Here is a 26,566-nt window from a genome sequence, read left to right as displayed (position 1 = left end):
GGGCCGGTCTGTGTCTGGCGAGGNTCGCAGGCCTGGCAGGAATCGTAGCAGGGGTCTTGCTCCTGTGGCCGCTGGAAGGGCTCCGGCTGGAGCCCGAGCAGGGGGTTGCCAGGTTCCTGCCGGTCGCCGCAGGCAGCGAGATCCACCTGACTTATCGCCATTCTGTGGCGCGCAGTCTCGTCTCGGAGATTTTTATCATCACCCCCTGTGGTCTGTTGCGCCTGCAGCGGACAATCTACCGTGACTTTGGGGCAGGGTTACCCGCCCGGGAAGCCGGGGGGTTCACTCATCGTGACGGGATGTTTGTCCTCGACGCCATTGATCTGGAGCTGTCTGAACTGCCTCTGAGGGTTGGCCGAACCGCAGATCATCGGATTCTGACGGGAGAGGGGGGGGCGTTCAGGCTCATCGAGATGGTTCCGCCGGGCTCGCTGGTTCTTGTGAAGCCGACACGAAGTTTTTTCTGGCATTTTCTTTTTTTCGGGGGGTATAGCAGCGTATGGAAGAACGTCCAACAAGTATTCATGACAGTTTTGACGAAAAGATAGATATCGAGGAGACCCTGGCCGAGTTCGAGGCCTCGTCGCATATGCGCAAGCTGGCGGGGAAGCTGGCTCTGGTGATCGCCCTGGGAGCTGTGGCGATGTCGCTCTTTCATCTCTACACGGCAGGGTTCGGCTCACTTCTCACCATGAAGCAGCGGGCTGTCCACCTCCTCTTTGTCTTTGTTCTGGGATTTCTCCTGTATCCTCCTACCCGCAAGTCGGCGATAGACCGCATTCCTCTCCTGGACTGGGTTCTGGCCGCGGCCGGGGTTATCGTGACAAGCTATATTCTTCTAAACTACGAGAGCCTGGTCCGGCGGGGTGGGATGCCGACCTCGGTGGACATGGTCTTCGGCTTGATCACGATTCTCCTGGTGCTGGAGGTCGCCCGACGCAGTATCGGTCCCGAGTTGCCCGTTATTGCCCTGGCTTTCATCGCCTATGCCCTCTTTGGGGGCTATATTCCCGGCGCGCTGGGCCATCGGGGCTACAGCGCGGCCAGAGTAATCAATCAGCTCTACATGACAACCGAGGGTATCTTTGGAACGCCCCTGGGGGTTTCTGCCAGTTTTGTCTTCATGTTTATCCTCTTTGGCTCCTTTCTGGACGTGACCGGCGTGGGCAAGTTCTTTATCGATCTTGCCTTTGCCGCAGCTGGTCACAAGAAAGGGGGGCCTGCAAAGGCGGCTGTCCTGGCAAGTGGTTTCATGGGGTCCATCTCGGGCAGCTCCATTGCCAACACCGTCACCACCGGGGCGTTCACCATTCCACTCATGAAGAAGGTGGGCTACCACGCCAACTTTGCCGGTGCTGTCGAGGCGGCAGCCTCCACGGGTGGCCAGATTCTTCCTCCCGTAATGGGAGCTGCGGCCTTCATAATGTCGGAGTTCACCAATATACCCTACATCAGGATAATCGGGAGCGCCGTCATCCCCGCCTTGCTCTATTATCTGGGTGTGATGATTATGGTTCACCTCCAGGCTTCCAAACGGGGGCTCGAGGGAATCCCCCGGGAAGAGTTGCCGCAGTGCAAGCAGACCTTCCTCAAGGGCTTTCATCTGCTGGTGCCTCTGGTGGCGGTGGTGCTTTTTCTGATGCGCTATTCTCCCCTGCGCGCGGCCTTTCTGAGTATCTTGCTGGCTCTGGTGGTGTGTATGCTCCGCAAGCATACGCGCATAGGGTGGCGTGATGTTTTTCTTGCTCTCGAGGACGGGGCGATCAAGGCGATCGGCGTTGCTGCGGCCTGCGCCTGCGCAGGAATAATCGTGGGGATCGTAACGCTCTCCGGCCTGGGCCTGACCTTTGCAAATCTGGTGGTGAGTCTTGCGGGGGGGCGGCTCTTTCCTACACTGCTCCTCACCATGTTTGCCTCGATAATTCTCGGGATGGGGCTGCCCACCACAGCAAAGTATATCGTGCTGGCTACGATGGCTGCTCCCGCCCTGGTGCAGCTGGGTGTTCCCCTGATCGCAGCGCACCTGTTTATCCTCTATTTCGGCGTGATCGCCGACGTGACCCCTCCTGTGGCGCTCGCTGCCTACGCCGGCGCCGGCATCTCCGGGGGGGAATCGTTCAAGACGGGGGTGCAGGCTCTCAAACTGGCATCGGCGGGGTTTCTGATACCCTTCATCTTTGCCATGAGCCCTGAACTGCTCCTGATCAACGTTGCGCCCCTGCAGGCGGTTATCGCGGTGACCACGGCGTGTCTTGGCGTGGTGGCCTTTGCCAGCGCGGTACAGGGGTATTTTCTGCTGCCCACCAGACTCTGGGAACGGGCGTGCTTCCTTGCCGCCGCCCTGTTGCTCATCATTCCGAATGTTCGCATGGATCTGGTTGGTATCGGCCTGTTGGGGCTGGCCGTGATGGGGCAGCTGCTCCTGGTGTCGGCGGCAAAGCGGGCCGAGGCAGAGAGCCTGGCTCCATAAGTGGGGCCGTTACTCTGCCCCCGGCAGGGGGCAGATGAGCCCCTGTTCCTCGATCTCCTGCAGCCGTCCGGATCCGATCCCGGGAATATCCAGAAGATCCTCCCGTGAACGAAAGGGACGGCGCTCCATAATCTGCCGGGCTCTGGTCTCGCTGACATGAATGAGTCGGGAGAGCTCCGCTATGGTGGCGGTGTTGAGGTCGATGCACAGGGGCCGGGCCGTCTCTCCTGCTGTGCGAGAGGTGGATATCTCCCAGGATGAGCCGTCGCTGGTAATTACCAGCGTTCCCCCCGTGTCGGTGCCGTAGAGGCGGGCCTGAAGATATCGGTGTACCCGGAGCAGAACTTCCCCGTGGGGGTGGCCGTAGCGGTTTTCCCGGCCCGCCTGGTAAAAGACCAGTTCGGGGGATACGGCTTTCAGAAAGGCTTTGCTCGATGAGGTCCGTGACCCGTGGTGGCCCAGTTGGAGCACTGTGGCTGCCAGAGGCATTCCGCTGACCAGGAGATCCTTCTCGGCATGGACCTCGGCGTCGCCGGTGATGAGGATCGAAAAGTTCCCGAAATCGGCGCGGAGAACGATGTTCTTGTCGTGCAGGTGCCCGGAGTAGTCTGCTGCCGATCGTTCGGGGTGCAGAACGGTGATAATCAGCTCTCCAAACCGAATTTGTTCTCCCCGGAGCGGTTCCTGGTAGATCGCCGAAGATTCCAGAAGTGCGTCAAGAAAGCGCTCGAAGGTCCGGGTAGTGTGGGTCTGTCCGTTGTACCAGATCCGGTCCACCTGAAACTGTTCAAGAATGGCAGGAAATCCACCGATGTGGTCGGCGTGTGCGTGGGTGGCCACCGCCAGATCAAGTCGCTGGACCCCCCGGTCATTCAGGTAGGCGGCTACGGTCCCGTCGATTCCCGCATCAACGAGAATGGCCGCTGTCTCTGTTCGCAGGAGGACTGCTTCGCCCTGGCCGACATCGATACAGTGAATCTCCAGAAGGGGAGGCTCCAGCCCTGTTGCGGGTGTGGCCACGAGGAACAGACCGAGGACCACCACGAGGATCAGGGCTGGTCGCAGGGGGCTTTTCATGGTCAGGGGCTCCTCGATCGGAGTTCGTCCAGTTTGGAGCTGATGCGGGTGCGGGTATCGCCGGTACGGATATGGTCGCAGGCAAAGGTGAGGGCCGAGGTTTCCCCTTCTGTCGTGCAGGAGAGGGTCAGAACCGTTCCTTCCCTGGCCGTGGCGGGGAGCCAGGCAGCGGGGATCTCGTAACAGATGCCGCTGGCGGTCTCAATCCGGGCCGTTTCCCGGGAGATGGCGTCTATCGTAATGAGGGTCTCCGGTTGGTGCATAGTCAAGAATACCACGTTCGGAAACAGGGCGAAAGGGTGTTCCCGGGATGATGCCGGGGAGGATGGGGGCTTCCCGACGGGGCTGGATTCGGCCTGGTATCCCGGGAGCAGGGAGAGCAGCCAGAGGGACGCGACGACGCAGACGGTGTGACTCGGTTGTGCGGGCATAGGGCCTCCTGCAAGGATGGTACGGCCCGAGGAGCCCCCGTGCTTGAGCTCGGGGTGGCTGTAACAGGAGTAGCCAACGACGTGGGAGTATCCAGGACGGCATTATCTGAATTAGGGCCTCCTGAGCAACGGCCCTGCTTTTATTCTCACCCTTATTTCGTGTAACGTTCCCGGCGTATGCGACGTTTTCACCGTAGCGATAGCGAAGGTGAAAATGTGCCGAAGGCCAAGCGAACGTAGTGAGCGCAGCGCATTACGCCGTGTTATGTTTAGTGCCCGGCTTTCTTGTAGAATGGGGGATGCGGACGGGCGTGCGGACCTTTCCTTGGACTGATTTTACGCTGCCTTTCCGATGGCCTGGCGGTATTCAACCGGGCTCAGACCCCCGAGGGACAGCTTCACACGCCGCGTTATCGGGTAAGCACCCTTTCTTCGACATGGAGCGGGTCAACTTCGCCTTTTCCATTCTGCGAATCCATCCCGGCCAGCGGTAGTGGCTCCCCCGATCTGAATGGACTATCGGGCGCTCTCCGTCGGACAAATTCGTCCCGCTGGCCTACGACTCAGATTTCAGTATCTTCCGGGCTTCGTTGATATCCACCAGCGTTCCGACACTGTACCGGTGAAGAACGCTGGTCACCAGCGATTGATACGGGATCCCATCCGCTGACGCTCGAGCTCGAAGGGCGTCCATGTCCGTCTTTGTCATACGGATGTTCATTCGCTCAGTCTTTCGGACAGATCTCGCAGCAGCGGTAACAAGCGATTCTCGAACGTGTTCGGGCATATCAGTAAACTCATCTGCGTGGTCCTCGTACCACTGCTCTTCCTGGTCCAGAGACTGCAAAGCGTTTGTTTTTTTCATGGATTCATCCTCCTGTTTTCTTTTCTCGAAGGGAAAATGGTCTTCAGGAACCAGCATCCAGTTTGATCAACCACCAGAGGAACGACATGCCAGTATTCGTTCAACAATACCAGAATGCGCATCTGGTCGGTTCTGACAGGATTCTTCTGAGGTCCGATAAAGTCACCCGTAACGATTTTCTCCAGAACCATCTCGAAACAGACCCCGCGAGATTTCAATAGCTCCCGATTCTTTTCGGTGTTCCAACGAACTTCCACCGTAAAAGAATGAGCGGTACGTCGCCTTATGTCAATACATTATTAGGTTCGATTACTATCGAATCTTCCTTGGAGGTCCCTTGGTAACCTGTTTTCTTCGGGTAGGTGTGCGAGCTCCCGGAAGAAACGACGCACCTTATCCTCTCCAGCGGCGGCAATGACGCCCTGGTCTACGGGGAATTGCTCCGGTATCCGGCGAGTTCTGTTGCGCAGGCGCTGATGCTCTTTGCCGAGCCCTTGCGGTCGCTGGATGCTGACTATCAATCTATTCCTGAGCGTCTGTGCGCCACTGGCGCGACGCCTTGTTTGCCAGATGCTTCCTCAGTGCTGCCTCCGGGAGCACGTAATACGTTGAACGGCCAGCGGCATCGTAAGCGACAATTCTCCCCACCCCGGCAGGGTTATTGGACTGCCAGAGCCGGGTCAGAATAAAGACGATCTCAGGAGTGTTTCAGGGGAGAGGGAAGCGTGACAGCAAGCTGTTCCCGGGTCAAATTCCCGGGCAGAAGCTCGTCCCAGCCTGCAGGGCTTGTGATGCGAGGAACCCGCTGAAAGATGTAATGCAGGTAACTGAAGGGTTCAAGGCCGTTCTCCTTCGCGGTTTCAACCAGCGAGAAGATTGCACAGGAAGCCGCCGCCCCGGCAGGACTGCCGCTCATCATCCAGTTTTTCCGGAAAACAGGCCACTCGCCGCTACGCCGCCGCGTGGAAAAGGGAGTCACTTGCCCGCGTCATAGCGTATTAGCGTATTTTGCAAGAACCTCATCTGAGCGTAGTAAATTTTGCTCCCTCTGCGTCTAAAAACAGAAAACCGACGTCCCATCTCAGCCTCCTTGACAGCGACTATCTATAATAGCCATCTGTAAGATGAATTGAGAAGAGCGCCGGTTATACCGGGAGTCTTCGTAGGTTCTTTTGGAAAGAACCTGTATTTAGCAGGGGCAGGACTCGAACCTGCGACCTCCGGGTTATGAGCCCGACGAGCTGCCAACTGCTCTACCCTGCGTCGTGTGTGCAGAAGGTATCAAATCGGCAGATATGCGTCAAGCCCCAGTACCAGAAGATTGTAACAAAAGTGGATACCCGTTCCGGCAAGCAGAAGAAGCGAATCCACCAGGGGGGCTGCTCCCCGGGTAGAGGGGCGTGGGCGTCCGTTTTTTGTCCAGGCCCAGGGACGGCCGTAGAGAAGGGCCGTGCTGCAATGGAGCGCTCCCGCCAAAAAGAGGCGGCGCAGGAAGAGCCCCGGAGAGAGCAGCAGAAACAGCAGGTTCTCCGCCGAAGCAAAACCAAAGCCGCGCAGTGCGCTCCGTGCCGGGGAAAGAGGACGCCGCCAGGGGGCAACCGCACAGTACTTGGCACCCTCTTCTACCAGCGCGATCAAAAAAAGCCGCATCAGGGCCTCTTCCCGAGGAAGCCAGAGCCCCGTCCCCGGAAATAACCGGCGCACCGCCAGAAAAATCAGCAGTGCCCCCACTGCAGCACAAGCGCCCGTCAGGAAGTCTCTCCAGGACCCCCCCGGCACGAGCCACACCACCACCATCACGGAACAGAGGAGGGCCGGAATGTTGACTCCCAGGGAGGTCCCGCTCACGGTTTTACCCGGGGACTCCCGGAGGGTCTGTCAGGAGCGGCTTCATCAGGGCCTCCAGGGTGGCGATGTGTTCAGGGGTTCCGATGGTGATCCGCAACCACTGGGGCAGGCCAAAGCTGCCCAGGGGCCGCACCGTGACACCCCCCTGAGCCAGGAGGTTGGCGTAGAACCGGGCCTCGCCGGGGATACGGAGCATGATAAAGTTCCCCTCCGACGAAGTGTGGGGCAGGTGGCTCCGCTCGCAGAAGGCATTCATCAGAGCCCTACCCTGATGATTTGTCTCCAGGGAGGTTCGGATAAAGTCCCGGTCCTTCAGCGCGGCACAAGCCGCTGCCTGGCCCAGACTGTTCACGTTGAAGGGCGAGCGGACGCGGTGCAGGGCACGGATGATTTCGGGTGCGGCCAGCCCGTAGCCCACGCGGAGCGCTGCCAGGCCGTGGAGCTTCGAGAAGGTCTGAAGTACCACGAGGTTGGGGTAGTCCTTCAGGCACCGCCGGGCGTCGCAGCTGGCGGGATCCTCCTGGAATTCCAGATAGGCGTGATCAACCACCACCAGAACACGGGGGGGCAGGCGCGCCAGAAAGCGCTCCAGATCGTCCTGGGAGATGGTCAGCCCCGTGGGATTGTTGGGGCTGCAGAGGAAGACGATCCTGACGGGCGGTTGACCCGGTTCCTCAAGACGGCCGATGATCAGGTCCAGATCGAAGGAGAGCTCCGGCATCGGCACAGCCTCCACCCGGCCATCGAAGAGCCGTGTAGCGAAGGCGTATTGCGAGAAGGTGTGGGCCCCCACCAGGACGCGGTCTCCGGGGTTGATGTAGGCGGCCGCGATCAGGGTGAGAACCTCATCGGAGCCGTTGCCCAGGATGATCTGCTCCGGGGACAGGCCCGTCTCTTCCGCCAGGGCCTGCTTCAGGGCCTGCGCCGATCCATCGGGGTAGAGATGAGCCTCCGTTGCGGCCCGAGCGATCGCCTCGAGCGCTGCAGGCGAGCAGCCCAGCGGGTTCTCGTTGGACGAGAGCTTGATCGCCCCGGGGTGTCGTTCCCCGGGGACATAGGGGGGAATATCAGCGAGGATCTGTCGTGTTTTCACCGTTCTATAGTAGGCTCTGGAAGGGCCCCGGTCAACGCCCGGAAGGGTCTTTGGCGATGGGGGGCGGGTTCTCCTTCAGGTAGGCGTGGTCCTGGCTGAGATCCTCGATCAGGTCGGAGAGTTTCATGGTAAGGGAGTTCTCCGTGGATTTTGCGAAGATCACGTCCCGGGGTGACTCCAGGGTTTTTTTTACTGCCCGCATGATCAGGTCTATCTCTGTGTACTCAAAGCCGTGCATGATAATGACTCGTTCGCTCATGCTGAAAATGTACGCAGAACCGGTAGCCTCCGCCAAGGGGGGGCTGCGCCCGCAAGAGCCTGCGTTCTTGACTTTTTTCGGAAACGTTCTTATTTTAGACCCCTCAGGCCGGTGTCGGTTCAGACTAACAAATTTTGTTTCCTTCGTGATATACTATATATGTCCGCCTCCGGGGCGTTCCCGAGGCCTGCTATGGCCTTTGGCCGATCTTTCCCTGGTATCCCTGCGGGGCAGGTACTGGAATAAGGAGCTTTCATGCAGACAGAACAGATTACCGAGAGTCTTGGCCGGTACCTGCTGGCGATCTACCACCTGGCTGCCGAGAACAGGGTCGCCCGCTCCAAGGATATCGCCGAGGTGGTGGGGGTGAGTCGGCCCTCCGTGACGGGGGCGCTCCAGAAACTGGAGAAGGCGGGCATGATTAATTACGAGCCCTACGGCTACGTAAGCCTCACCGACGCGGGGGACGGCCTTGCCCGCAAGCTCCTTCTCAAGCATCGGGCAACCCAGGATTTCCTCCAGCTTGCCCTGGGGCTTCCCCACGAGCGGGCCCAGGAGGTCTCGGCCCAGATCGAACAAAGTTTGCCTGCCGATGTGCTCTGCAGGCTGGTGCAGTTCAACAACTTCTACCGCAACAATCCCGGAAAGCGTTTTGACTGGGACCCCGGTTGCCGCCACCTCTGCGAGCATCTCTACGGCATGCACGGCCCGAGTGGGCGTTGCGCCGATGAAGGCGACGATGTCTCCCTCCAGGAGGCTGTTTCTCATAATACCGGCCCTGTCCCCACCGCCGGCGAGGGTCCGGAGCAAACGCCCCGGCAGAGGGCCTCGTCACGCCCCAAATCTCCCGTTTCCAGGCTTCCCAACGGGATCGATTAGCTCGAGCGCTTTCCTCTCCCGTTCTGCCTGGCCTCGGGCAGATCCGGGTGCTTCAGGTTAGGGGCCCGCCGTGGCCTCCAGGGTGTAGAGTGCCCGCAGTTCCCTGCCCAGGGGAGCCCAATGGGTCGCCACGGTCTGGAGCAGTTCCCGGGCGGGGAAGTCCCCGCTGAAGCTCTGGGCCTGTACCATCTGGTAGTCGAAGGCCGGGGTTGCGCCCGAGAGCGTTCGGTCAATGAGAACGCTCCCCGTGACAAGGGCCTCCATGAAACCCTCCAGAGCTGTCCGTATCCGGTGCCGGTGCTGTTCGTAGAGCTCCGAGAGCTGCCGCCGGGCCAGAGAAGAGGTGCCCGATCTGCGCCGGATTCTCAGGAGCTCCTCTCCCAGGGTTCCCCGCTTTTCTCCTTTCCCCATGAGCGACGAGAGGCGGTCCAGGGATTGATCGATCTGGAGTGCGGCCTGGTGCAGGGCGTTGCGAACATCCAGGTGCTGAAAGACCGCATCGATCACAACCTGGGTCACCACGCGCCGTGTATCGTGAAAAAACTCGCTCTCTCCAAGAAGCAGGACAAAACCGAGCGTGGTCGGGTAGAGTTCAGAAGGAAGCCACGACGGAGGCGACCCGCCCGCCTGGAAGACCTGCGAGAGCCGTTCCCTGACCCGTTCGGTCCGGTGGGTGAGAAGAAGGGCTCCCGTTCGTTCCGTGGCCCTGGCGATCCAGGTCTGGTGGAAGACCTGCCACCACTCGTTGCGGACCAGCAGGGGTCTGATTTCCAGATAGGGCTCTTCCCAGGCCAGTTTTGTGATTTCCAGAAGCGGCACGGCACCCCGGAACTCCTCCAGTTCCTGCCATATTTCCCGGGGGGGCGGCGAGGGAAGGCGGGCACGACGACGGGCGAAATCGCAGAGCTCCTCCGTGGCGGTCAGATTCCGTTCGCGCCGGAGAAGTTCCATGGTCTGGTAGAGCTCCTGAAGCGGTGTCTGGACCACCCGCAGGGGTGTCCGGACCATGCCCTGTTCGGCCGGGGGGAGAAGGGACTCCAGATCGACCCTGACCAGGATACTCAGGGCGGTGATGGCGCTCCACAGGGGCGAGAGAGTCTCCTCGATCCGGTGCCGCCGGACCTCCAACTCTTCCTGGAGATGGTTTTGTACCGCCTCGCGGGCTACGGCGAGGGTCGTCTCGGTGCTATCCAGAAGCGTCTCGGGTATGGCCGATGCCTCTTCCAGGGCCTGATGGGTTTTCTGGTCCTGCCTCGCCAGGGTCTCTGCCAGAAACCTGCCCCTGTTCCCGCCCTGAACCTCCCGCAGCAGAGGGATCAAACGCCGTCGTTTTACCTCCAGACTCCGCAGACGGAGATGAAAGCCGGGCAACAGGGCCGGCACCGAGGGGTCCAGAACATCCCGGGCAAGGGATGTCAGGTTTCGCCGGAGTTCCTGCAGTTCGTGACGCCGAACGGTCTGTTCCACCGACGCCCCGTGGAGCAGCGCCAGGACCCGCAGGTACCAGCGGTACCAAGGAGGGAACTCCTGAAAGCGCTGTCGGTAGGTCCCCTCCGGTGCCGGCTCTGCCGGCGGGTAGGGGACGGTGTAACGCTCGCTCTTTCTCACTGTCCCTGACCGGCGACCCGGCGGGAGAGGTCGATGTCGATATGGCTGAAAGATCGTGCTCCCGTGTGGAAGAGGCCAAACGAGGGTTTGCTGAACCGGCCCATGACCTCACCAGGATTTGCCCAGAGGGTCTGGTCCAGAGTGTGCTGGTAGCGCTGGTGATCGTGGCCGCTGAAGACCGCGTCGTAGAGGCGGGAGTGGGCCAGGCCTCGGGCGATCTCGGGGTAATGGTTCAGGGCGATCTTCACCCCTTCAAAGGTGAGTTCTGCAAAGTGCCCGTGGAGGGTCACCTGGGAGTGTTCTCCTGCGATCCTGCTCAGGAGCAGGGGGTCTCCGTCGTTGTTGCCCAGGACGGCGTGAATCGGGCCTGAAAACCCCCGGGCCAGCTGATCCAGGGTGAAGGGCGCGCAGAAATCACCCAGAAAGAGCAGGGCCTGGGCCTCCTGCTCCTGTACCTGCTGCAGGGCTCGCTCCAGGTTCCATATGTTGTCGTGGATATCGCTCATGATTGCAATCTTCATCGGTTCCTCCTCCTGGCAAAGGTGTAGTAGGCTTTCTTCCGTGAACAAACACGCGCAAAACCAGAGCGTACAGAATACGACCCCGAAAGACCAGAGTGCCCGACAGATTCTGGAGCTTCGGCTCTCGCCCAAGGGGATCAAACCCGTCCGCAACGGCCACCCCTGGGTATTTCGCAACGCCCTGGGGACAGCTCCCCGGGCAGCGGGCCTCCCCGGGGCGGTCATCGAGATGGTGCACGCCCCCCCTCTCGTGTGGCACCACACCCGGCCCGCCCTGGCCTGTGACCCCTCGGGGCGTCCTCTGGGGTGGGGTATCTATAACGGCTCTTCACGCCTCGCCCTTCGTATGATAACCCGAAATCCCGAGATCCCGATACGGGGAGAAACCTTTTTCCAGCTTTTGCGGGACGCCGTGGATCGGCGGGAGAACCTCCGCCGGGATCACTCTGAGGGAGCCTTCCGCCTTGTCTTTGGCGAGGCCGACGGCTTTCCCGGTCTCGTGGCGGATCTGCTGGGTCGTACCCTGGTTCTGGAAATTTCCAGTGCCTTTGCCTGGGATAATCGCCAATGGATTCAGGAGGAGCTGGTCCGTCTGACGGACCCCCTCCGGGTTTATCTTGCGCCGGACCGGGAGATGCTCAGGCGCGAAGGCGTGACAGCTCCGCTACAGGGGCAGTGGAGCAATCCCCAGGAGGAGGGCGGGGATGCCCGGGGCATCGTGGAGGAGAACGGCCTCTCCTGGTACGCCCTTCCCGGGACGGGTCAGAAAACAGGATTTTACTGCGACCAGCGCGAGAACCGCCGATGGGTCGCCGGTCAGGCCCGGGGTCTGCGCGTTCTGGACGCTTTTTGCTATCACGGGGGATTCGGCCTCACCGCCCTGGCGGGGGGCGCCGCCTCGGTGGTGTGCGCCGACAGTTCAGCCTCCGCGCTGCAGCTGGTCGAGGCGAACCGCGATCTCCAGCAGGCTCCTGCGGAGCGGCTCCACACAGTCCGGGGCGACCTCTTCGAGCTGCTTCGGAACAACGCCCTCCCTCAGGGGCTTGAATCATTCGATCTGGTGGTTCTGGACCCTCCCAAGCTCGTGCCGGCCCGGCAGCACCGCGATGCGGGGCTTCGTGCCTACAAGGATCTGAACCTGGTAGCGCTTCAGGGGATGCGAAAGGGGGGGCTTCTGGTGACCTTCTCCTGCTCGGGGGCCATAAGCCGCGATGATTTTCGGACCGCCCTGGCCTGGGCAGCCGCCGACGCAGGCAAAACGGTGCGGATCGAGGGGCAATTCACCCAGGGGCCGGACCACCCCGTACCCCTCCATTTCCCCGAAGCGGAGTACCTGAAAGGGTTCGCTCTCCGGGTAGATTAGGGTATCTCCAATAGGGCTCCCGCCTCGTGCGGGTGTTTTCCAACCCTGCTGTGCTGTGGTAGGCTCCGCCGGTGATGAAAGGTATAACACTCGTTTTTTTCTGCGTTTTTTCTGTGGCCCTGGGCGCCGCGCCTGCCGGGCTGCTCGAGCTGACTTCCAGCGAGCTTCGTTTAGTACAGAACGGTTCCGACGAGGTGCGCGTTGCCCGATCGCTTCGCGAGGCAACGGGAAGCAACACCTACCTTACCAGCGCCGCCCGCTCTCCCTGGGACCAGCAACGGCTCCTAGTCTCGACCACGTTTCACGGAATCTTCGAGAGCGAGGATGACGGTGAGACCTGGAACGCCCTGGGGCGCGGGAACGGTCTGCGAACAATTTACAAAGGCAACGGTTTTTACGATGACATTGCCCGGGTCGCATACGATGCTTCGGACCGGAACATCCTCTGGTTGCATCGGGCCCAGTCGGGGGATCTTGTGGCGATCGATCGCCGTCGCGGAGCGGTGGTAAATCTGCCCTCCTCCCGGGGCGAACGGGCTCTGGAGGCGGCTGTCATCGCCGGAGATCAGCCCCTGGCGCGTCTCTATCCTGCCCGGGAAGAGCGTATGGCCAGGGCTGCCGACAAGGTCTCCTTCTTTCTTGCTCCCTGGCACGTGGGGCCCGATTCTCTTCCCGGCCACATGGAGTTTGCCCGGGAGCAGGGGTTCAACGCCGTGGTGATCGACTTCAAGGACGACAACGGCAGGATCGCCTACGAGACCTCCCTGGAGCTGCCCCGTCAGGTAGGGGCAGTTCGCCGGTTTTTTGATGCCCAGCGGGTGATTCGTACGGTTCATGAGAACGACCTGTACCTGATCGCCCGGATCGTGGTCTTCAAGGACGAACAGCTCTACCGTTACCAGAACAACCGCTATGCCCTGTGGGACAGCCGCCGGAACGCTCCCTGGGGGGTCTTCCGGCAGGAGACAACCGACGACGGCGAAACCCGCTCGCGCCAAGTGGAATACTGGGTTGACCCCTTCTCGGAGTTTGTCTGGGACTACAACATCGCGATCGCCCGGGAGTTGCAGGAGATGGGGGTAGACGAGATACAGTTCGACTACATCAGAACTCCCGCCGACGGACGGCGTCAGGATATTGTCTACCGCTACAAGGAGGACAGTCCCGCCCTGAACCGCGGAATCGATTACGGCGACCCCCGGGTACAGGCTCTCACGGAATTCGCCCGGCGTGCCCGGGAGCAGATATCCATCCCGATCAGTATCGATGTCTTTGGTTTCAACGGCTGGTACCGCATGAGCTATCTGGGACAGGACATCGCAGCCCTGGCTCAGTACGTGGACGTGATATCTCCCATGCTCTATCCCTCGCACTTTCCCCGGGCCTTCATGGGGGACATGCCCTACCTGGAGTGGGCAGAGTATCTCTACGAGGAAGGTACGGCCCGGGGCAGGCGCATTACCGGTGACACGGTCCTGATTCGCCCCTACATCCAGTCCTTCCTGATTGGGGGGGAGCTGCGCTTTGACGAAGACACCTACACGGAGTACCTGAAGCGGCAGATTCGGGGAAGCCTCGCGGCTGGAGCAAGCGGGTTTACCCTCTGGAACTTCTCCGGACGCTACTACATGGTCTCGCGGGGACTCTGGTTCGACGACGACGAGCGGAGCGCCCCCAGGTAAAGAGGTCGCTCCCGGCGTGCCTTCCGCACAGCCCTAGCTGGTGAGCAATTCCAGCAACTCCTCATCGCTCTTTGCCTTGAGGAGTTGCTTCCTCATCCTGGCGTCCTTGAGAAGCTTGCTAATCTCTGCAAGAAACTGCACATGGGGTCCCGTCCCACCCCGGGGCGAGAGGGTCATGATAAAGATCTGGGCGGGTTTCCGGTCCAGACTCTCGAAGTCGATCTTCCTGCGCGATATGCCCACGCAGGCCACCAGGGAATCCACGGCATCGGTTTTTGCGTGGGGTATTGCGATCCCGTGTTCCATCCCCGTGGACATGCCCGTCTCGTGGGCCAGAACGTCCTCCAGGGCCAGGGCAGGGTTGTGTACCTTTCCCGATGTACAGATCAGATCGAGCAGGGCCCGGATAACCTGGTCTTTGTCCGATCCGGGGAGGTCGGTCGTCACGAGATCGACTGTGAGCGTTTCCTTGAGCATGGAGAGAAAATAGGCTCTCTCGAGGGCTCTGTCAAGGTTGCGATCCCGGGGCTAATGCCCCAGAGAACGCTTGTGAAATCGCACCACCATGTGAACCAGCGAAGCCTCCCCGCTGGTATTCTCGATATCGTGTTCCACATCGCACTGATAGCGGATGAAATCACCCTCACCCAGGCGGGCGTCGCGGTCCCCGGCCCGGACGTGGATGCTCCCCCGTATAACCGTGAGAAACTCCTCGGTGTTGGGAAAATGGGGAGCCGAACGCAGGGCGCCCCCCGGGGCGAAGGTGAGGAGGTACATCTCCAGATCCTCGACCATCTGGATCGGGGTTAAGACATCGATATGCAACCCCTCCTCATCGGTATCGAGGGCTACGATATCGTCTCTAGTGGTGACATGGAACTTCCTGACCGGCTCCTCGCTTCCCTCCAGCAGGCGATTGATCTCCACCTGGAGCCCCTGGGATATCTTCCATACCGTGGCCACCGTGGGGTTCACCTTTTCTGCCTCGATCTGGGAGAGCATCGCCTTGGAAACGCCGCTCCGTTCTGCCAGGACGTCCATGGTGAGGCCCGCCTCTTTTCTCATTCGTCTGATGTTCCCCCCGATCAGGGGAGGTTCCTGGGAGTGATGCTGGGTGCCTGTCATGATCCTAACCATACTCCTGATATCTTGTTTTGACAAACCCTCGTGCAGTGAAGTACACTATGTTGAACGAGTGTTTGATATAGTGTATTATCGTGATGACACAATGTCAAGATTGGAGGGAGCGTGAAGGGTATTTTGATAACAGGGGCCTTGGGGCAGTTGGGGAGCGAGATCGCCACGGAACTGCGACGCCTCCACGGTCCTGATCGGGTCGTACTCACCGATGTGCGGGATACAATTAACCGGGATCTTGTCGAGGAAGGGCCGTTCTACCGCTCCGACGTGCGCGACGGAGCGGAACTGTCGAGGATTGTGAAGAAACACCGCATCGGCACGATCTATCACCTGGCGGCGCTTCTCTCGGCTACCGCCGAAGATCGCCCTCAGGAGGCCTGGGACCTGAACCTGAACGGTCTCCTCACGGTTCTGGAGGTTGCCCGCGAGCAGGGGGCGGCGGTTTTTACTCCCAGTTCTATTGGCGCCTTCGGGCCTACCACCCCCCGGGACTGGACACCCCAGGACACGCTCCAGCGGCCTACCTCCATGTACGGTGTGACCAAGGTTGCGGGTGAACTGCTGTGCGACTATTATCATTTCAAATACGGCGTTGATACCAGGGGGTTGCGCTACCCCGGGCTCATCTCCAGCAAAACTCCTCCCGGTGGAGGAACGACGGATTACGCCGTGGACATCTATTACCAGGCCCTGCGCACGGGCCGGTACCGGTGTTTCCTGAAGGGGGATACCTACCTGGACATGATGTATATGCCCGATGCCGTCCGGGCCGCCATCTCCCTGATGGAGGCCGATCCCTCTCGGTTGCGTCACCGCAACGCCTTTAACGTGACAGCCATGAGCTTTTGTCCCGAGGAACAGGCTGCCTATATCCGGGCCTGCCTTCCCCGGTTCGAGATAGATTACGAGGTCGACCCCGTGCGCCAGGCCATCGCAAACTCCTGGCCCAATGCCATGGAAGACTACGCAGCCCGGGTGGAGTGGGGCTGGGAACCGCAGTATGATCTGGAAGCCACAACCCGCGATATGCTGCGGGTTCTCTCACAACGACTGGAGGATGCCCGATATGTATGGAACGATGAAGGATGAACTGAGTGCCCTGGCCCAGTCCTTGCGGGACCAGGGATTGTACAAGGAGGAACGGGTTCTCCTGGGGCCCCAGGGCGGGGTTATCCACGCCCGGGGAGGCGATGGAAAAACCCGGGAGGTCATCAACTTCTGTGCCAATAATTATCTGGGGCTTGCAAATCATCCCGAGATTATCGGCGCCGCCCGCCAGGCCATGGATCGTTACGGCTTTGGCTATTCCTCGGTGCGCTTCATATGCGGCACCAGCGAGCTTCACAAGGAACTCGAGGAACAGATGAGTTCCTTTCTGGGCACAGAGGACACGATCCTCTATGCCGCCGCCTTTGACGCAAACGGAGGCGTCTTTGAACCTCTCCTGGGAGACGGAGACGCCATCATCTCCGATGAATTGAACCACGCCTCTATCATCGACGGCGTGAGACTCTGCCGGGCCAGGCGATACCGCTATGCCCACGCCGATATGGCCGATCTGGAAGCGCGACTTCGGGAGGCCCGACAGGAGGGGTGCCGGTTTTGCCTGATCGTGACGGACGGTGTTTTTTCCATGGACGGAGATATCGCGCCCCTTCCGGAGATCGTGGAACTCGCTCGCCGGTACGGAGCGCTGGTGATGGTCGATGACTGTCACGCCACGGGATATCTGGGAAAGACCGGGCGGGGAACGGCCGAGCACTTCGGGCTGGAGGGCGAGATAGACATCATCACCACTACCTTTGGAAAGGCTCTGGGGGGTGCCTCGGGGGGGTGCGTTTCGGGCCATCGGGAGATCGTCGAGATTCTCCGTCAGCGATCCCGACCCTACCTCTTTTCAAACACCCTGGCCCCCGCCATCACGGGGGCTACCCTGCGGGCGGTGCAAATGGTGGAGGAAAATCCCCGGTGGTGCCAGCGTCCCCGGGAACTGGCCCGGCGCTTTCGCACTGCCCTGACAGAGGCAGGGCTGGATGTTCTTCCGGGTGAGACGGCGATCGTCCCGGTGATGCTCTACGACGAGCCCCGTGCCCTGGCGCTGGCAGAAAAGCTCTTTGAGAAGGGTATCTACGTAATCGGCTTTGCTCACCCCGTGGTTCCCCGGGGGCGGGCGCGGATTCGGGTTCAGCTCTCGGCGGCCCATACGGAGGACCAGGTCGATCAGGCTTCCCGGGCCTTCATCGAGACGGCCCGGGAGATGGGCCTACTCTAGGGAAAGCCCCCGGGAATCGAAGGAGAGGGTGAAGGGTCCCCTGCGGGGGATAAGCCGCCCCCGGGTAAAGAGAAAGATCAGCGGTGCGGCCAGGCGGCGCAGATCGTCATCCAGGTCCTCCATGGCCAGACTCCCCTGGAGGTCTTCGAACCTGCTTGGGGCAGTGCGCAGGGCGCTGCCCGAGAGGGTCCCCCGGAGAGAGTCCGCGTGCACGTACCCCTTTTCGAGGGTTACCCTCTGCTCCTCGCTTCGGGCCCCCACCTCGGCTCGGGAGAAGTTGACCCCGCCCCGGGGAAGGAGCTCCGAAAGCCCTCCCCAGCGGGAATCAAGAGCCCGATGAAGCCCCCGGCCCGGCTGGAAATTCCCCCTATCTCCCTCAAGGTGGACCAGAAGCAGCTCGCTCTTCTCCGTCGGGAGGGGCCACTCCAGGATGACCCCCGTTCCCCGCAGGGTGAATCGGATCTTCTCTGCCTCGAGCTCCCCCGCCTCTCCGGGGAGCTGGAGGGCGCGCAGGACCTCCAGTTCTCCCTCGGCCAGAAAATCTTCCAGACTGTGAGCCGGAAGGGTGCCCTGCAAGAGGCTCGCCATCGCCTGCGGTTCAAGTATTGATCCCTCCAGGAGGAGGCGGGCCTGGTGGAGTTCTCCCAAGAGCGGTTCTGCAGTGGAGGAGCGGTCATATCCGTTTCCGGCAACCGGAGCCGGTTCCTGCTGTGAAGTCCTCAGGATTCGACCCTCCCGGAGGTGGAGGGAGACCCGCGAGAGAGGAAGGGCAGAACTGATCAGAAGTTTTCTGAGGAGTTCCCCCNGGTCCATGTGGACCTCCACGGAGCTGGCGCTGAATCGGAGGTTTCGCTCTTCCAGGGGCCAGGAGAGGTCCCTGATTTTCAGAAGGCCCTGGCGTGGGTGAAGGGTCAGNTCCCCCCGTGCTCCCTGATCGTTCAGGGAGCGGGTGAGCTGCCGCTGTACCCGGCTGGACCAGGCAAACTCCAGCAGGGCCGCCACCGTGATNAGCGCAAGNACCAGCGCAATCATCAGNAGCGCTANCCGCGCCGGAGCGCTTCCGGAGGATCTTTTGTTTCGTATCATCGTGGGGGCTTCCCGGAATCGGGTTCCNCCGATGGAAGCACCAGGGGGCTCTCGGGATCGACCAGGAACTCAGCCAGGATGATCTCCTCCCGGCCTACACCCCCGTAGAGGGTGAGGGTNCTCTCGTAATAGGTATCGCCCTGGATGTAGTACCCCTTCACCAGTGAGAGGTTTTCCAGGGTCTGGGTGTAGTAGCGCGCAAAACGCTCGGGCNGAGAAGGAGGNCTGCCCGGGGTAATGGNGAGCCCCGATGAAGGTGTCTTCTGGTAGGCCCCCTGGAGCGCGGACCCACCGCTGCTACCGCGGACCAGGCCCTCCCGGGAGTCAAACTGGACCCAGAGCGTTCCTTCCGGTGGATGCGGCATTCGGGACGTTCCGTATTGGTTCTGCAGGATCCACCGGGGNCCCTCCAGAGGAGCCTGGGGAGGCGGCGGGGGCGGTTCTGGCGGGGGAGTGGGANCTGGCGCTGTCGCCGGNGGTGGGGGCGGTTCCGGCAGGAGCACCTCCTCGGGCGCGGTGCGGCACGAAGGAAGCANTACCAGCAGTGCTGACGCTGCGAGAGCTGTCAGAAAAGGCGCNATTCGTCTTCTCATGATAGCTGAAGTGTATCACGACCAGAAGAGAGGAAACAGGGGCAAGAGCCCCGGACGAAGGAAGNGTAAAGAAAAATTTCTGAAAAATCNCGGTTTTNCAAGNGTTTTTTCAGAAAATCATTGACCACGCCGGAGATGGTCCGTACCATGGAGGTATATGGAACGAGAACGAGCCACAATCAAGATGGTGGCCCGCGATGCGGGTGTTAGTCAAGCTACGGTGAGCAGGGTTCTGAATCAACCCAACCTGGTCAAGCCNGAGACGAGAGACGCCGTCTACGCCGCCATGGCCGAGAACAACTACGTCCCCCCTGCGGCGGCCCGCCCCCCGGCGGAGAAGCAGGGAGTCATCGGTCTGGCCCTGCACGACGTGGGGCTTGCCGTGGTGGCCGAGGTGATTCGTGCCCTGAGCACGGAGTTCAGCGAGCATGGTTTCAATCTGATGCTGATCAACACCTGCGGTGAGCGGAATGTGGCAAAATTCTTCCGGGATCACAGCTCCTACCGGAGAACGATCGACGGCCTCATTGCTTTCTCCATGAAGCTCGATGAAGAGGGGGCGGCCTTCTTCCACTCCCTGGACCTGCCCATCGTTTTAATGCAGTCACGCTGTCCCTCGGTGCGGTCGATCAGCACCAACAACTATCTGGGGGGCCAGGACGCCACGGAGTACCTGCTCAGCCGGGGGTACCATCAGATCGCTTTTGTCGGCTGGAACGAGGATGACGAGCGCGTCCAGGCGCGCCTTGCCGGGTACCGAAGCGCGATCGCCGCGTGCCGGGGGAGCGGGGCCCAGGAGATCATCGAGCGGGACAGCCTCTCCGAGGCGGGGGGGCACGCTGCCACGCTGAGAATCTTCGAGCCCCGCCAATCGGGACGGCCCGTTCCCGATGCTGTCTTCTANGCCTGCGACACCATGGCCGTGGGNGGGCTCAGGTTTTTCCGGGAACGGCGAATCGCCATCCCCGACGCCGTGGGGGTAGTTGGATTNGACGACATAGCGATCGCTCCCGTGGTGGGGCTNACCACAATGCAACAGTTTTTTCACGAGAAAGCCCGGCTTGCCCGAACCTACCTGGAACGGCGTATCTCCGGCCGCGATGACCACCTGGGCACGGACGAGCTCTCGGTGACCCCCCGAATCATGGTACGCGAGACAACGCGCTAGGACGTTCGTTTTCTGGTGCCCGGGTTTCTGGATCGTGAGTTCTCCACCATGTACTGGATCAGATCGGACCGGGAGGAGATTCGCAACATCTCTTCCCGCGCCTCGGCGCTGTTCACAATACCGGCAATTCCCGCCAGAATCTGCAGGTGGGGTCCGGGGTTATCCCGGGGCGAGGCCACAAGAAAGATGATGCGCGTCGGTTCNCCGTCGAGCGACTGAAAATCGACCCCCTCCGGGACGATACCCACGGCGATGGAAAGCTCCTTTACCCCCTCGGAACGACCGTGGGGAATCGCGATNCCGTGTTCCATNCCGGTGCTCATGGTTTTCTCCCGTTCCAGAATCGCCTCCAGAACCGCCTCGGGGTCCTTGAGCTTCCCCCCGTGGGCCAGGGACTCCACCAGCTCGTGGATCGCCATTTCCTTGTTCTCCACCTCCATGCGGAGATGGATACACTCCACGGGAAGGTATTTGGGCCAGTCCACCACGGCGCGGTTGGTCTTCTCTACCAGGGTCTTGCGCAGCTCCTGGGGCCTGGCAACGGTCTTGATATGACCCACCTGCTGCTGCAGACTCAGGATCGATTCGTAGACCAGGTTGTTTACCAGGGTTACATCTTCTTTCCGGCAGGTAAAATGGAGACTCACGGGAGTCGCCATGAGAGCAATGAAGACCGAATCCTTGCGCATGTGGAAGACCTTGTGTTCCGCCTCTGAGCCCGTAACAAAGAACCCCTCGTTGCGCATCGTCTGGATCACATCGGACAGCAGGAATCTGGTGAGATCCTCCGACCCGAAATGAAAATCCGTTGTGGCCGTCTCGTGATCTGTCAGGGCCTGTCGGGTAGTTTGCAGGGTTCGCGAGAGGAGCCTGCTGAAAAAAGGCGGTGCCGTGAGGGTGGTGATGAGAGTCATTACGATGGCGACGCCAAAGAGCCGGTCCTCCAGCACCCCCGAGCTCAGACCAATGGCGAGCATGATCAGCGCTACCTCGCCGCGAGGAACCATGCCCGTGCCGATCCTGATAGCCCCGGCCCTGTTGAACCCCAGCAGAAGCGATGCCCCGCCGCAACCGATNATCTTTGCCGCCGTGGCAAGNAGGGCAAAGAGCACCCCAAAGAGCAACACCTCCAGGGAGGTGATCACAAAGAGATTCACCAGCATGCCGATGACGGTGAAGAAAATGGGATCAAAGAAGTGATGGATAACCTCGATCTTCTCCTGCACCACATAGGCGATATCGGTGTTTGCCAGGGAAAGGCCCATCACGTAGGCTCCGATGATCATGGCGAGGCCGGCACTCTCGAAGAGACCAGCCAGAATCAGGGCCAGACCCANGGCCAGAACGGCGATCTGGGACTGGTTCTTCACACCCTTGAGCAGGTTGCCGATCTGGCGGGAGAAGAGAATGCCCAGGGCCGTGAAACCGAGCCAGACCGAGAGAGCCCTGGCNGCGATAGGTACCATAAAGAGCCAGGTGCCACCCCCGTTGCCCAGGGTCCCTTCCATGGCTTCCACGCTGAGAACAACGGCAAGAAGGGTAATGCCCACNACATCCTCGATCACCGATGCCGAGAGAATGGTCACCCCCTCGGGACTGGCCATCTTCTTGCGGCTGCTCAGGATGCGGGCCGAGATATCTACCGATGTTGCCGTGGCCACAACACCCAGGAAGATGTTCCCCGGTGCCAGCGGCGGTGTGCCGGTCATGATTGCNCCNACGGTGATACCCGCCAGCAGCGAGAAGGTTGCCCCTCCCAGACCTACAACGCTTCCCTTGAAGGCAAAGCGCAGAAAAAGCCGCAGGTCTGTCTGCAGGCCCGTGAGAAAGAGCAGAACAATCGAGGCCACCACGGCAAAGCCGTAGAGTTCCGGTGAGATCGCCAGGGTCGTATCGGCCACCGGGAAAAGTCCCGAGGGGTACCCGGGCAAGGGCAGGGCCCCCAGCAGGTAGGGCCCGATGAGAATCCCCGCCAGGAGCTCTCCCATGATCGCGGGGATGCCCGCGCGGCGGGCCAGCCTGCTCCCCCAATGGCCCGCAAAGAGGATGATCCCGATCTGGAGGGCCAGGACCATCATGCGGTGCTCCAGGGTATGAGCATAGGAGGAGCTGCCCGGGNCCGCCAGGGCAGGGGCCAGGGCAAAGGCGAGAAAGATNAGGGGAAGCATAAGGGGTCTGAGGGTAGTTGTTTTTAGTCGCATCGGTGTGTTCTCTGTTGCGCGTTCTCTCGGGTCGCGTGTTTCATTCTCACGTTTCCAGCCGGGCCACGGCTTCGGCCGGGGCCTTGCTCCGGGCGGGTGACGGTGCCACCACACGTATATGACTATGGGGGAAAACCAGAGGGAAGGCAAGGCCAGAGGCAAGATCGCAGACCCGTGTATCCCCGGGTCTGGCCCCGGCGGGGAAAAGATGAGTATGTTTCGTNTCTATGAGAGTCTGGACGGCCCTTTTTCTTCTTCTGGTACCCGGTCTTGTTGTCTCCGCATCGGGAGAGGAGGTCATGAAGGCCCTCGCCCGGGCCTATCCCGGCCGGATAGAGGCGGTGGAGCATCGTCGGGGTGACTGGGCTCTCTCCATGGACGGTGAGTGGTTCTACTGGGCCCAGGGGAGGATTCTGCCGGAATCCAGGAGGGAGCGGTGGCACGAGTACNTGCCGATACGATTCTATCGCTACTTTCCCGGTCCATTCACGCCCCCCGAGATCACTCCCGACGTGGAGGAGCGCCTGCGTCAGAGGATGGCCCGCTTNGACAATGANGGAGAGGTTCGATTCAACGCCTTCCTCGACCGCCTCTACGGGATTGCCTCGCAACACGAGGCCGAGNGGACCATGGTGAACCTCACCTTTCTGGACAGACCGGTACGGTTGCACCCCCTGCTCGAGGGACCCCTGGGNCGCGTGGATCAGAGGTTGCGTCTCGCCATGCTGACAGACGGTGAGACCCGGGCCTTTGTACGGGACCTGGCCCAGGTTCACGGGTACAACTGGCGTCCCATTGCCGGGACTCCCCGGAGAAGCTACCACAGTTACGGCGTGGCCCTGGACCTGATTCCCCGGTCGTTCCGGGGGCGCCACGCCTACTGGCGCTGGGCGGTGAANAGCGGTATCGAGGAATGGTGGAACCTGGCCCCCTACCAGCGCTGGACCGTTCCCTGGGCGGTGGTGGAGGCCTTCGAGGCCGAGGGGTTTGTCTGGGGCGGGAAATGGCTCTACTTTGATTCGATCCACTTCGAGTATCGCCCCGAGGTTCTCCTGATGGCCGAAGAGGCAATCGAAGAGTGAATGAACTGCCTGATCCCTCTGCTTCCCTGTGGTCAGCCCGCTCGTTCACGTGATTTTAGATATCACTACATCAATGGAAAACCCCTTCCTGAGGGTATCAGACATCAACCTCCGGGGAAGCATCGCCCTGTACATTCAGACTGTGGTAGACACGCACCAGTAAAATCGTGATAAACGCCGTGTAGATTGAAAACAGCAAGGTGGAGAGAATCACCCCTAATATTGGGATAAACACAATAGTGAAGTTCAGAACCAGCACCGGGAATGTGAGTCCGAGAATCAGTAGCAACGTGATCAACGCGGCGCCAATGTTTTTTTTGACAGTGTTAACACTCTGGCCTAAGGCTTTACCAGCTGATAAATCATCCACCATGACGGCAATGAGAGCAAACATGAGGAAAAAAGCTGCAATCAGTCCTGGAATAACCAGCAGGATAAACCCGAACATTACAATAACAATCACCATAACAGAGGTTATGACAAGAGGAACGATACGTGATACCAGGCGCTCCCATCCGGTTTGCAGTGTCACCGATTCTCTCTTCAGGGCGATATCGGCCATCCCGATCGTCATGCCATGGGCCAAAAAACCGACAAAGCTGCTGATTGCGTTGACTACCATGATGGTGCCGATAGCCGCTCCTGCTCCGGCCAAGGCCCGTTCCGGGTGGGCAGCAATCTGCTCTCCGGAGAGATTGCCCAGCATGGGGATAGTCGAGCCGGCAAAAATGAGATTGATAATCGCCGAAAAGACGAGGGAGGCGAGCATTGGGACAAAAAGCAACGGATTGTCTCGTGAGGCTGCGATGGTTTCCTTAAAAACGGTAAGAATATTCATGAATCGACTCCTTTTAAAAATACGTACAACCCTATTATCTATAGAATAATATGGTTTTTTCTGTATCACAAGTGAATTTAATAACCATAATGGAGTATTGCGGACGCAGGAGCAGTACGAAAGATGATCCTGAGGTAGTCTGGAAAACTTCACCAACCAGCAGAGTTCCCTCTCAAGGCCGGGAGGAGTGAAAGATGCATCTACGCATGAGGGGTTCGAATCATTGAGACCTAGAAAACCACCAGGGGAACCGTAATGCGGTAGGTGGTGCCCGTCCCNCTCTCAATGTCCAGGAGTCCATCAACCTGTTCTACCAGGGAGTGAATAACAAGCATGCCGAAGTTGCTTCCCGAAAAGGAGCGATGATCATCCCTGGTCCTGAACCATTTCCGGGCGCTCTCGGAGAGACCCACACCGTTATCGGCCACAGAGAGGTAGAGAAACCCGCCGTCTTCTGTGGCGCTGATCCTGAGGCTGGGGGTAATCCCCGTTTTTTCCAAATACTCCCGGGGAAAGGCGTGCTTCATGGCGTTGGTGATCAGTTCGTTGACGATAAGGCCGATTGATGAGAGAAGTTTTGTGCTGAGCTTGAAATCGGTCAGATCTGTCTGGACCTGGAAGTTCCCGGCATCGGGGAAAATTGCCANGATCTCGTCTATCAGAGGCCTCAGGTAGGTTCGTACCGCCAACTGTCGGGCATTTTCCGAGAGATGCAGCTCTTCGTAGAGACGGCGGATCGTCTTTACCCGGGAACTCGCGTCCAGAAGTGTCTTCACCGCCTCGGGCTGATTCGTTGCCAGGGCCTGCATGCTCAGAAGGCTCGCCGTAACGTTCAGGTTATTCTTGATACGGTGTTGTGTTTCCTGAAGGAGTAGCTCCTTTTCCTGGAGAAGACGCTGGATGCGTTCCTCCGAGCGTTTGCGCATGATCACCAGGGCTACATTCCGTGCGTAGATCTCCAGTTGTGGGCGNTTGCGCAGGGCCTGCCCTGCGGGCATGACCATGCTGATATCTCCCAGAAGCTGCTCCTCGTGGCGGAGAAGCAGGTTTACTGTCTCTCCCAGGTTCCACCGCGCCTCCAGGGCGATCACCAGCTTGGGAGGAACCAGGTCGGCCGTCCACTCCGAGACGCGGTGGAACACGTGGAAAGGTGATTCCCGAAAAAGGTCCCGGCGGCTCGTGTCGAACGTCCAGGTGCGCCCCGGCAGGGCATGCCCCAGGGTCTCGTAGACATCGGCAACCAGTTCGGGCGGGCCTGCCACGGCCCGTGTTATGGTGCGCGAGCCGTCCCGGGAGAAGGCGTTATACATCACAAAGATCGCACCTGAGATCGAGCGGACCGTCTCGGTAATTTCCTGAAAATCAAAATCACCGAGATCGAGTTCCAGAAACCGCTCCGATGCTTCGGCCAGAATCCCCAGTACCCGGGCCTGTTCCTGAAGAGCCTTCCGTTTGCGCGTCTCCGCCGTTACATCGGTGAAGATCACGGCAAAGTGCCCGGGGTGAATCCGGAAAGCCCGAACGGAGAAGTATTTTTTCAGTTCCCGGGAGTAGGACTCGACCAGGGTGGGTTCGCCCGTGCGGACCACTTCGGCGTAGGTCTCTATCCAGGAGCGTTCTGTGTCGGGCATTACCTCCAGAACCGTCTTCTCCAGAAGATGCTCTCTGCGAAGGCCGGTGATNTCCTCGAAGGCGGGGTTTATCTCGATAAAGCGGTAGTCCAGGGGTTCCTGGTCGCTGCCGTAGATCATTTCGTGAACGGCGAAGGCCAGGGGGATGTGCTGGAAAAGCAANCGATACTGATGCTCGCTCCGGCTCAGAGCCTGCCGGGAATGGAGCAACTCCTGTTGAGCCCGCAACAGCTGCAGAGCCATGGTAATAGCTGCTGCATAGGTCTGGTGATCGCCCATTCTGGGAATCGAGGTTCGGGGGAACGACCCCGGGAGAGNGGGGCCGGAAAGGGATGCTTTTTCTGCCTCGGTGGCATCAGGTACCCCGGTAGTATCAGGGGATCGATCCCGGGAAGAAAGAAAGACCAGGGGAATATCCTGTGTGGTCAGGAGATCCAGTCGGGTGGCCGCCTCATCNGN

At 60.2% G+C, this 26,566-nt stretch carries 23 protein-coding genes, 1 tRNA gene and 1 pseudogene; 9 read left to right on the top strand and 16 right to left on the bottom strand.

What is annotated here, in order from left to right; genetic code table 11:
- The first annotated feature begins 56 nt into the window (after positions 1–56).
- On the top strand, positions 57–548 hold the full coding sequence (locus B071_RS20250) for a DUF1850 domain-containing protein (protein WP_018526175.1): 492 nt from the start codon (positions 57–59) through the stop codon (positions 546–548).
- Positions 500–2,470 (top strand): TRAP transporter permease, encoded by a 1,971-nt coding sequence (locus B071_RS0105860; protein ID WP_026245024.1) that lies wholly within the window; start codon positions 500–502, stop codon positions 2,468–2,470. The genes B071_RS20250 and B071_RS0105860 overlap by 49 nt, the downstream gene beginning before the upstream one ends.
- A 9-nt stretch (positions 2,471–2,479) precedes the next feature.
- Here B071_RS0105860 and B071_RS0105855 read toward each other — a convergent pair whose 3' ends face one another.
- The 9 genes and pseudogenes from B071_RS0105855 to B071_RS0105815 form a co-directional block, all read right to left on the bottom strand.
- The gene (locus B071_RS0105855; protein WP_018526173.1) at positions 2,480–3,547 is read right to left on the bottom strand and encodes an MBL fold metallo-hydrolase; all 1,068 of its coding nucleotides are present in this window, start codon (positions 3,545–3,547) and stop codon (positions 2,480–2,482) included.
- Between the two features lie 2 nt (positions 3,548–3,549).
- The gene (locus B071_RS19560; protein WP_157703048.1) at positions 3,550–3,810 is read right to left on the bottom strand and encodes a DUF3006 family protein; all 261 of its coding nucleotides are present in this window, start codon (positions 3,808–3,810) and stop codon (positions 3,550–3,552) included.
- A 565-nt stretch (positions 3,811–4,375) separates the two neighbouring features.
- Positions 4,376–4,519 (bottom strand): annotated as a pseudogene (locus B071_RS18985) (IS3 family transposase); the annotation flags it as partial.
- A 15-nt stretch (positions 4,520–4,534) separates the two neighbouring features.
- Positions 4,535–4,843, bottom strand: coding sequence for a hypothetical protein (locus tag B071_RS0105845; RefSeq protein ID WP_026245023.1), 309 nt, complete (start codon positions 4,841–4,843; stop codon positions 4,535–4,537).
- Between the two features lie 697 nt (positions 4,844–5,540).
- Positions 5,541–5,762, bottom strand: coding sequence for a transposase domain-containing protein (locus B071_RS16170; protein WP_018526169.1), 222 nt, complete (start codon positions 5,760–5,762; stop codon positions 5,541–5,543).
- 271 nt (positions 5,763–6,033) lie between these two features.
- Positions 6,034–6,106, bottom strand: a tRNA-Met gene (locus tag B071_RS0105830).
- An 18-nt stretch (positions 6,107–6,124) separates the two neighbouring features.
- Complete coding sequence (locus tag B071_RS0105825) at positions 6,125–6,691, bottom strand: PrsW family glutamic-type intramembrane protease (protein ID WP_018526168.1); 567 nt, start codon at positions 6,689–6,691, stop codon at positions 6,125–6,127.
- A gap of 4 nt (positions 6,692–6,695) precedes the next feature.
- Positions 6,696–7,784: a histidinol-phosphate transaminase gene (gene hisC, locus B071_RS16165; protein ID WP_018526167.1), complete on the bottom strand. Its 1,089-nt coding sequence runs from the start codon at positions 7,782–7,784 to the stop codon at positions 6,696–6,698.
- 31 nt (positions 7,785–7,815) lie between these two features.
- Positions 7,816–8,043 (bottom strand): DUF3783 domain-containing protein, encoded by a 228-nt coding sequence (locus B071_RS0105815; protein WP_018526166.1) that lies wholly within the window; start codon positions 8,041–8,043, stop codon positions 7,816–7,818.
- A gap of 255 nt (positions 8,044–8,298) precedes the next feature.
- Here B071_RS0105815 and B071_RS18310 point away from each other — a divergent pair, with 255 nt between their 5' ends.
- A complete protein-coding gene (locus B071_RS18310) occupies positions 8,299–8,922 on the top strand; it encodes a metal-dependent transcriptional regulator (RefSeq protein WP_018526165.1) in 624 nt (207 codons plus the stop codon).
- Between the two features lie 57 nt (positions 8,923–8,979).
- On the opposite strand, the gene B071_RS0105805 is transcribed toward B071_RS18310, so the two are convergent.
- Complete coding sequence (locus tag B071_RS0105805; RefSeq protein ID WP_018526164.1) at positions 8,980–10,530, bottom strand: DUF5312 family protein; 1,551 nt, start codon at positions 10,528–10,530, stop codon at positions 8,980–8,982.
- Positions 10,527–11,051: a YfcE family phosphodiesterase gene (locus tag B071_RS0105800; RefSeq protein ID WP_018526163.1), complete on the bottom strand. Its 525-nt coding sequence runs from the start codon at positions 11,049–11,051 to the stop codon at positions 10,527–10,529. The genes B071_RS0105805 and B071_RS0105800 overlap by 4 nt, the downstream gene beginning before the upstream one ends.
- 40 nt (positions 11,052–11,091) lie before the next feature.
- Between B071_RS0105800 and B071_RS16155 the strand changes: the two genes are divergently transcribed.
- Positions 11,092–12,414: a class I SAM-dependent rRNA methyltransferase gene (locus B071_RS16155; protein WP_018526162.1), complete on the top strand. Its 1,323-nt coding sequence runs from the start codon at positions 11,092–11,094 to the stop codon at positions 12,412–12,414.
- A gap of 74 nt (positions 12,415–12,488) precedes the next feature.
- The gene (locus B071_RS16150; protein WP_018526161.1) at positions 12,489–14,096 is read left to right on the top strand and encodes a putative glycoside hydrolase; all 1,608 of its coding nucleotides are present in this window, start codon (positions 12,489–12,491) and stop codon (positions 14,094–14,096) included.
- Positions 14,097–14,129: 33 nt separating this feature from the next.
- On the opposite strand, the gene B071_RS0105785 is transcribed toward B071_RS16150, so the two are convergent.
- Entirely contained in the window at positions 14,130–14,573 is a 444-nt protein-coding gene (locus tag B071_RS0105785) for a PTS sugar transporter subunit IIA (protein ID WP_018526160.1), read from the bottom strand.
- 51 nt (positions 14,574–14,624) lie between these two features.
- Complete coding sequence (locus B071_RS0105780) at positions 14,625–15,221, bottom strand: helix-turn-helix domain-containing protein (RefSeq protein WP_018526159.1); 597 nt, start codon at positions 15,219–15,221, stop codon at positions 14,625–14,627.
- Between the two features lie 123 nt (positions 15,222–15,344).
- Between B071_RS0105780 and B071_RS0105775 the strand changes: the two genes are divergently transcribed.
- From B071_RS0105775 to B071_RS0105755, 3 genes are all read left to right on the top strand, one after another.
- Positions 15,345–16,325, top strand: a complete 981-nt coding sequence (locus tag B071_RS0105775) for an NAD-dependent epimerase/dehydratase family protein (protein WP_026245022.1) — start codon at positions 15,345–15,347, stop codon at positions 16,323–16,325.
- Positions 16,303–17,508 carry a glycine C-acetyltransferase gene (gene kbl / locus B071_RS0105770; protein WP_026245021.1) on the top strand — a complete coding sequence of 402 codons (1,206 nt, stop codon included), beginning with the start codon at positions 16,303–16,305 and terminating at the stop codon, positions 17,506–17,508. Before B071_RS0105775 ends, kbl begins: the two co-directional genes overlap by 23 nt.
- A 1,836-nt stretch (positions 17,509–19,344) precedes the next feature.
- The gene (locus tag B071_RS0105755; RefSeq protein ID WP_018526154.1) at positions 19,345–20,355 is read left to right on the top strand and encodes a LacI family DNA-binding transcriptional regulator; all 1,011 of its coding nucleotides are present in this window, start codon (positions 19,345–19,347) and stop codon (positions 20,353–20,355) included.
- Here the strand turns inward: B071_RS0105755 and B071_RS0105750 are convergent.
- Entirely contained in the window at positions 20,352–22,430 is a 2,079-nt protein-coding gene (locus B071_RS0105750) for a cation:proton antiporter domain-containing protein (RefSeq protein WP_438829605.1), read from the bottom strand. The two genes, B071_RS0105755 and B071_RS0105750, sit on opposite strands and share 4 nt — an antisense overlap.
- A gap of 353 nt (positions 22,431–22,783) precedes the next feature.
- Here B071_RS0105750 and B071_RS0105745 point away from each other — a divergent pair, with 353 nt between their 5' ends.
- Positions 22,784–23,638, top strand: a complete 855-nt coding sequence (locus B071_RS0105745; protein WP_018526152.1) for a M15 family metallopeptidase — start codon at positions 22,784–22,786, stop codon at positions 23,636–23,638.
- Between the two features lie 97 nt (positions 23,639–23,735).
- Here B071_RS0105745 and B071_RS0105740 read toward each other — a convergent pair whose 3' ends face one another.
- Together B071_RS0105740 and B071_RS0105735 are read right to left on the bottom strand one after the other, a co-directional pair.
- On the bottom strand, positions 23,736–24,476 hold the full coding sequence (locus B071_RS0105740) for a hypothetical protein (RefSeq protein WP_018526151.1): 741 nt from the start codon (positions 24,474–24,476) through the stop codon (positions 23,736–23,738).
- A 230-nt stretch (positions 24,477–24,706) separates the two neighbouring features.
- Positions 24,707–26,350 (bottom strand): histidine kinase dimerization/phosphoacceptor domain -containing protein, encoded by a 1,644-nt coding sequence (locus B071_RS0105735; RefSeq protein ID WP_438829604.1) that lies wholly within the window; start codon positions 26,348–26,350, stop codon positions 24,707–24,709.
- Positions 26,351–26,566: the final 216 nt, after the last annotated feature.

The organism is Alkalispirochaeta alkalica DSM 8900 (assembly GCF_000373545.1).
Lineage (GTDB): Bacteria > Spirochaetota > Spirochaetia > DSM-27196 > Alkalispirochaetaceae > Alkalispirochaeta > Alkalispirochaeta alkalica.
Note: the sequence above shows the minus strand (reverse complement) of the source record. Positions and strands in the feature narration are given on the sequence as shown.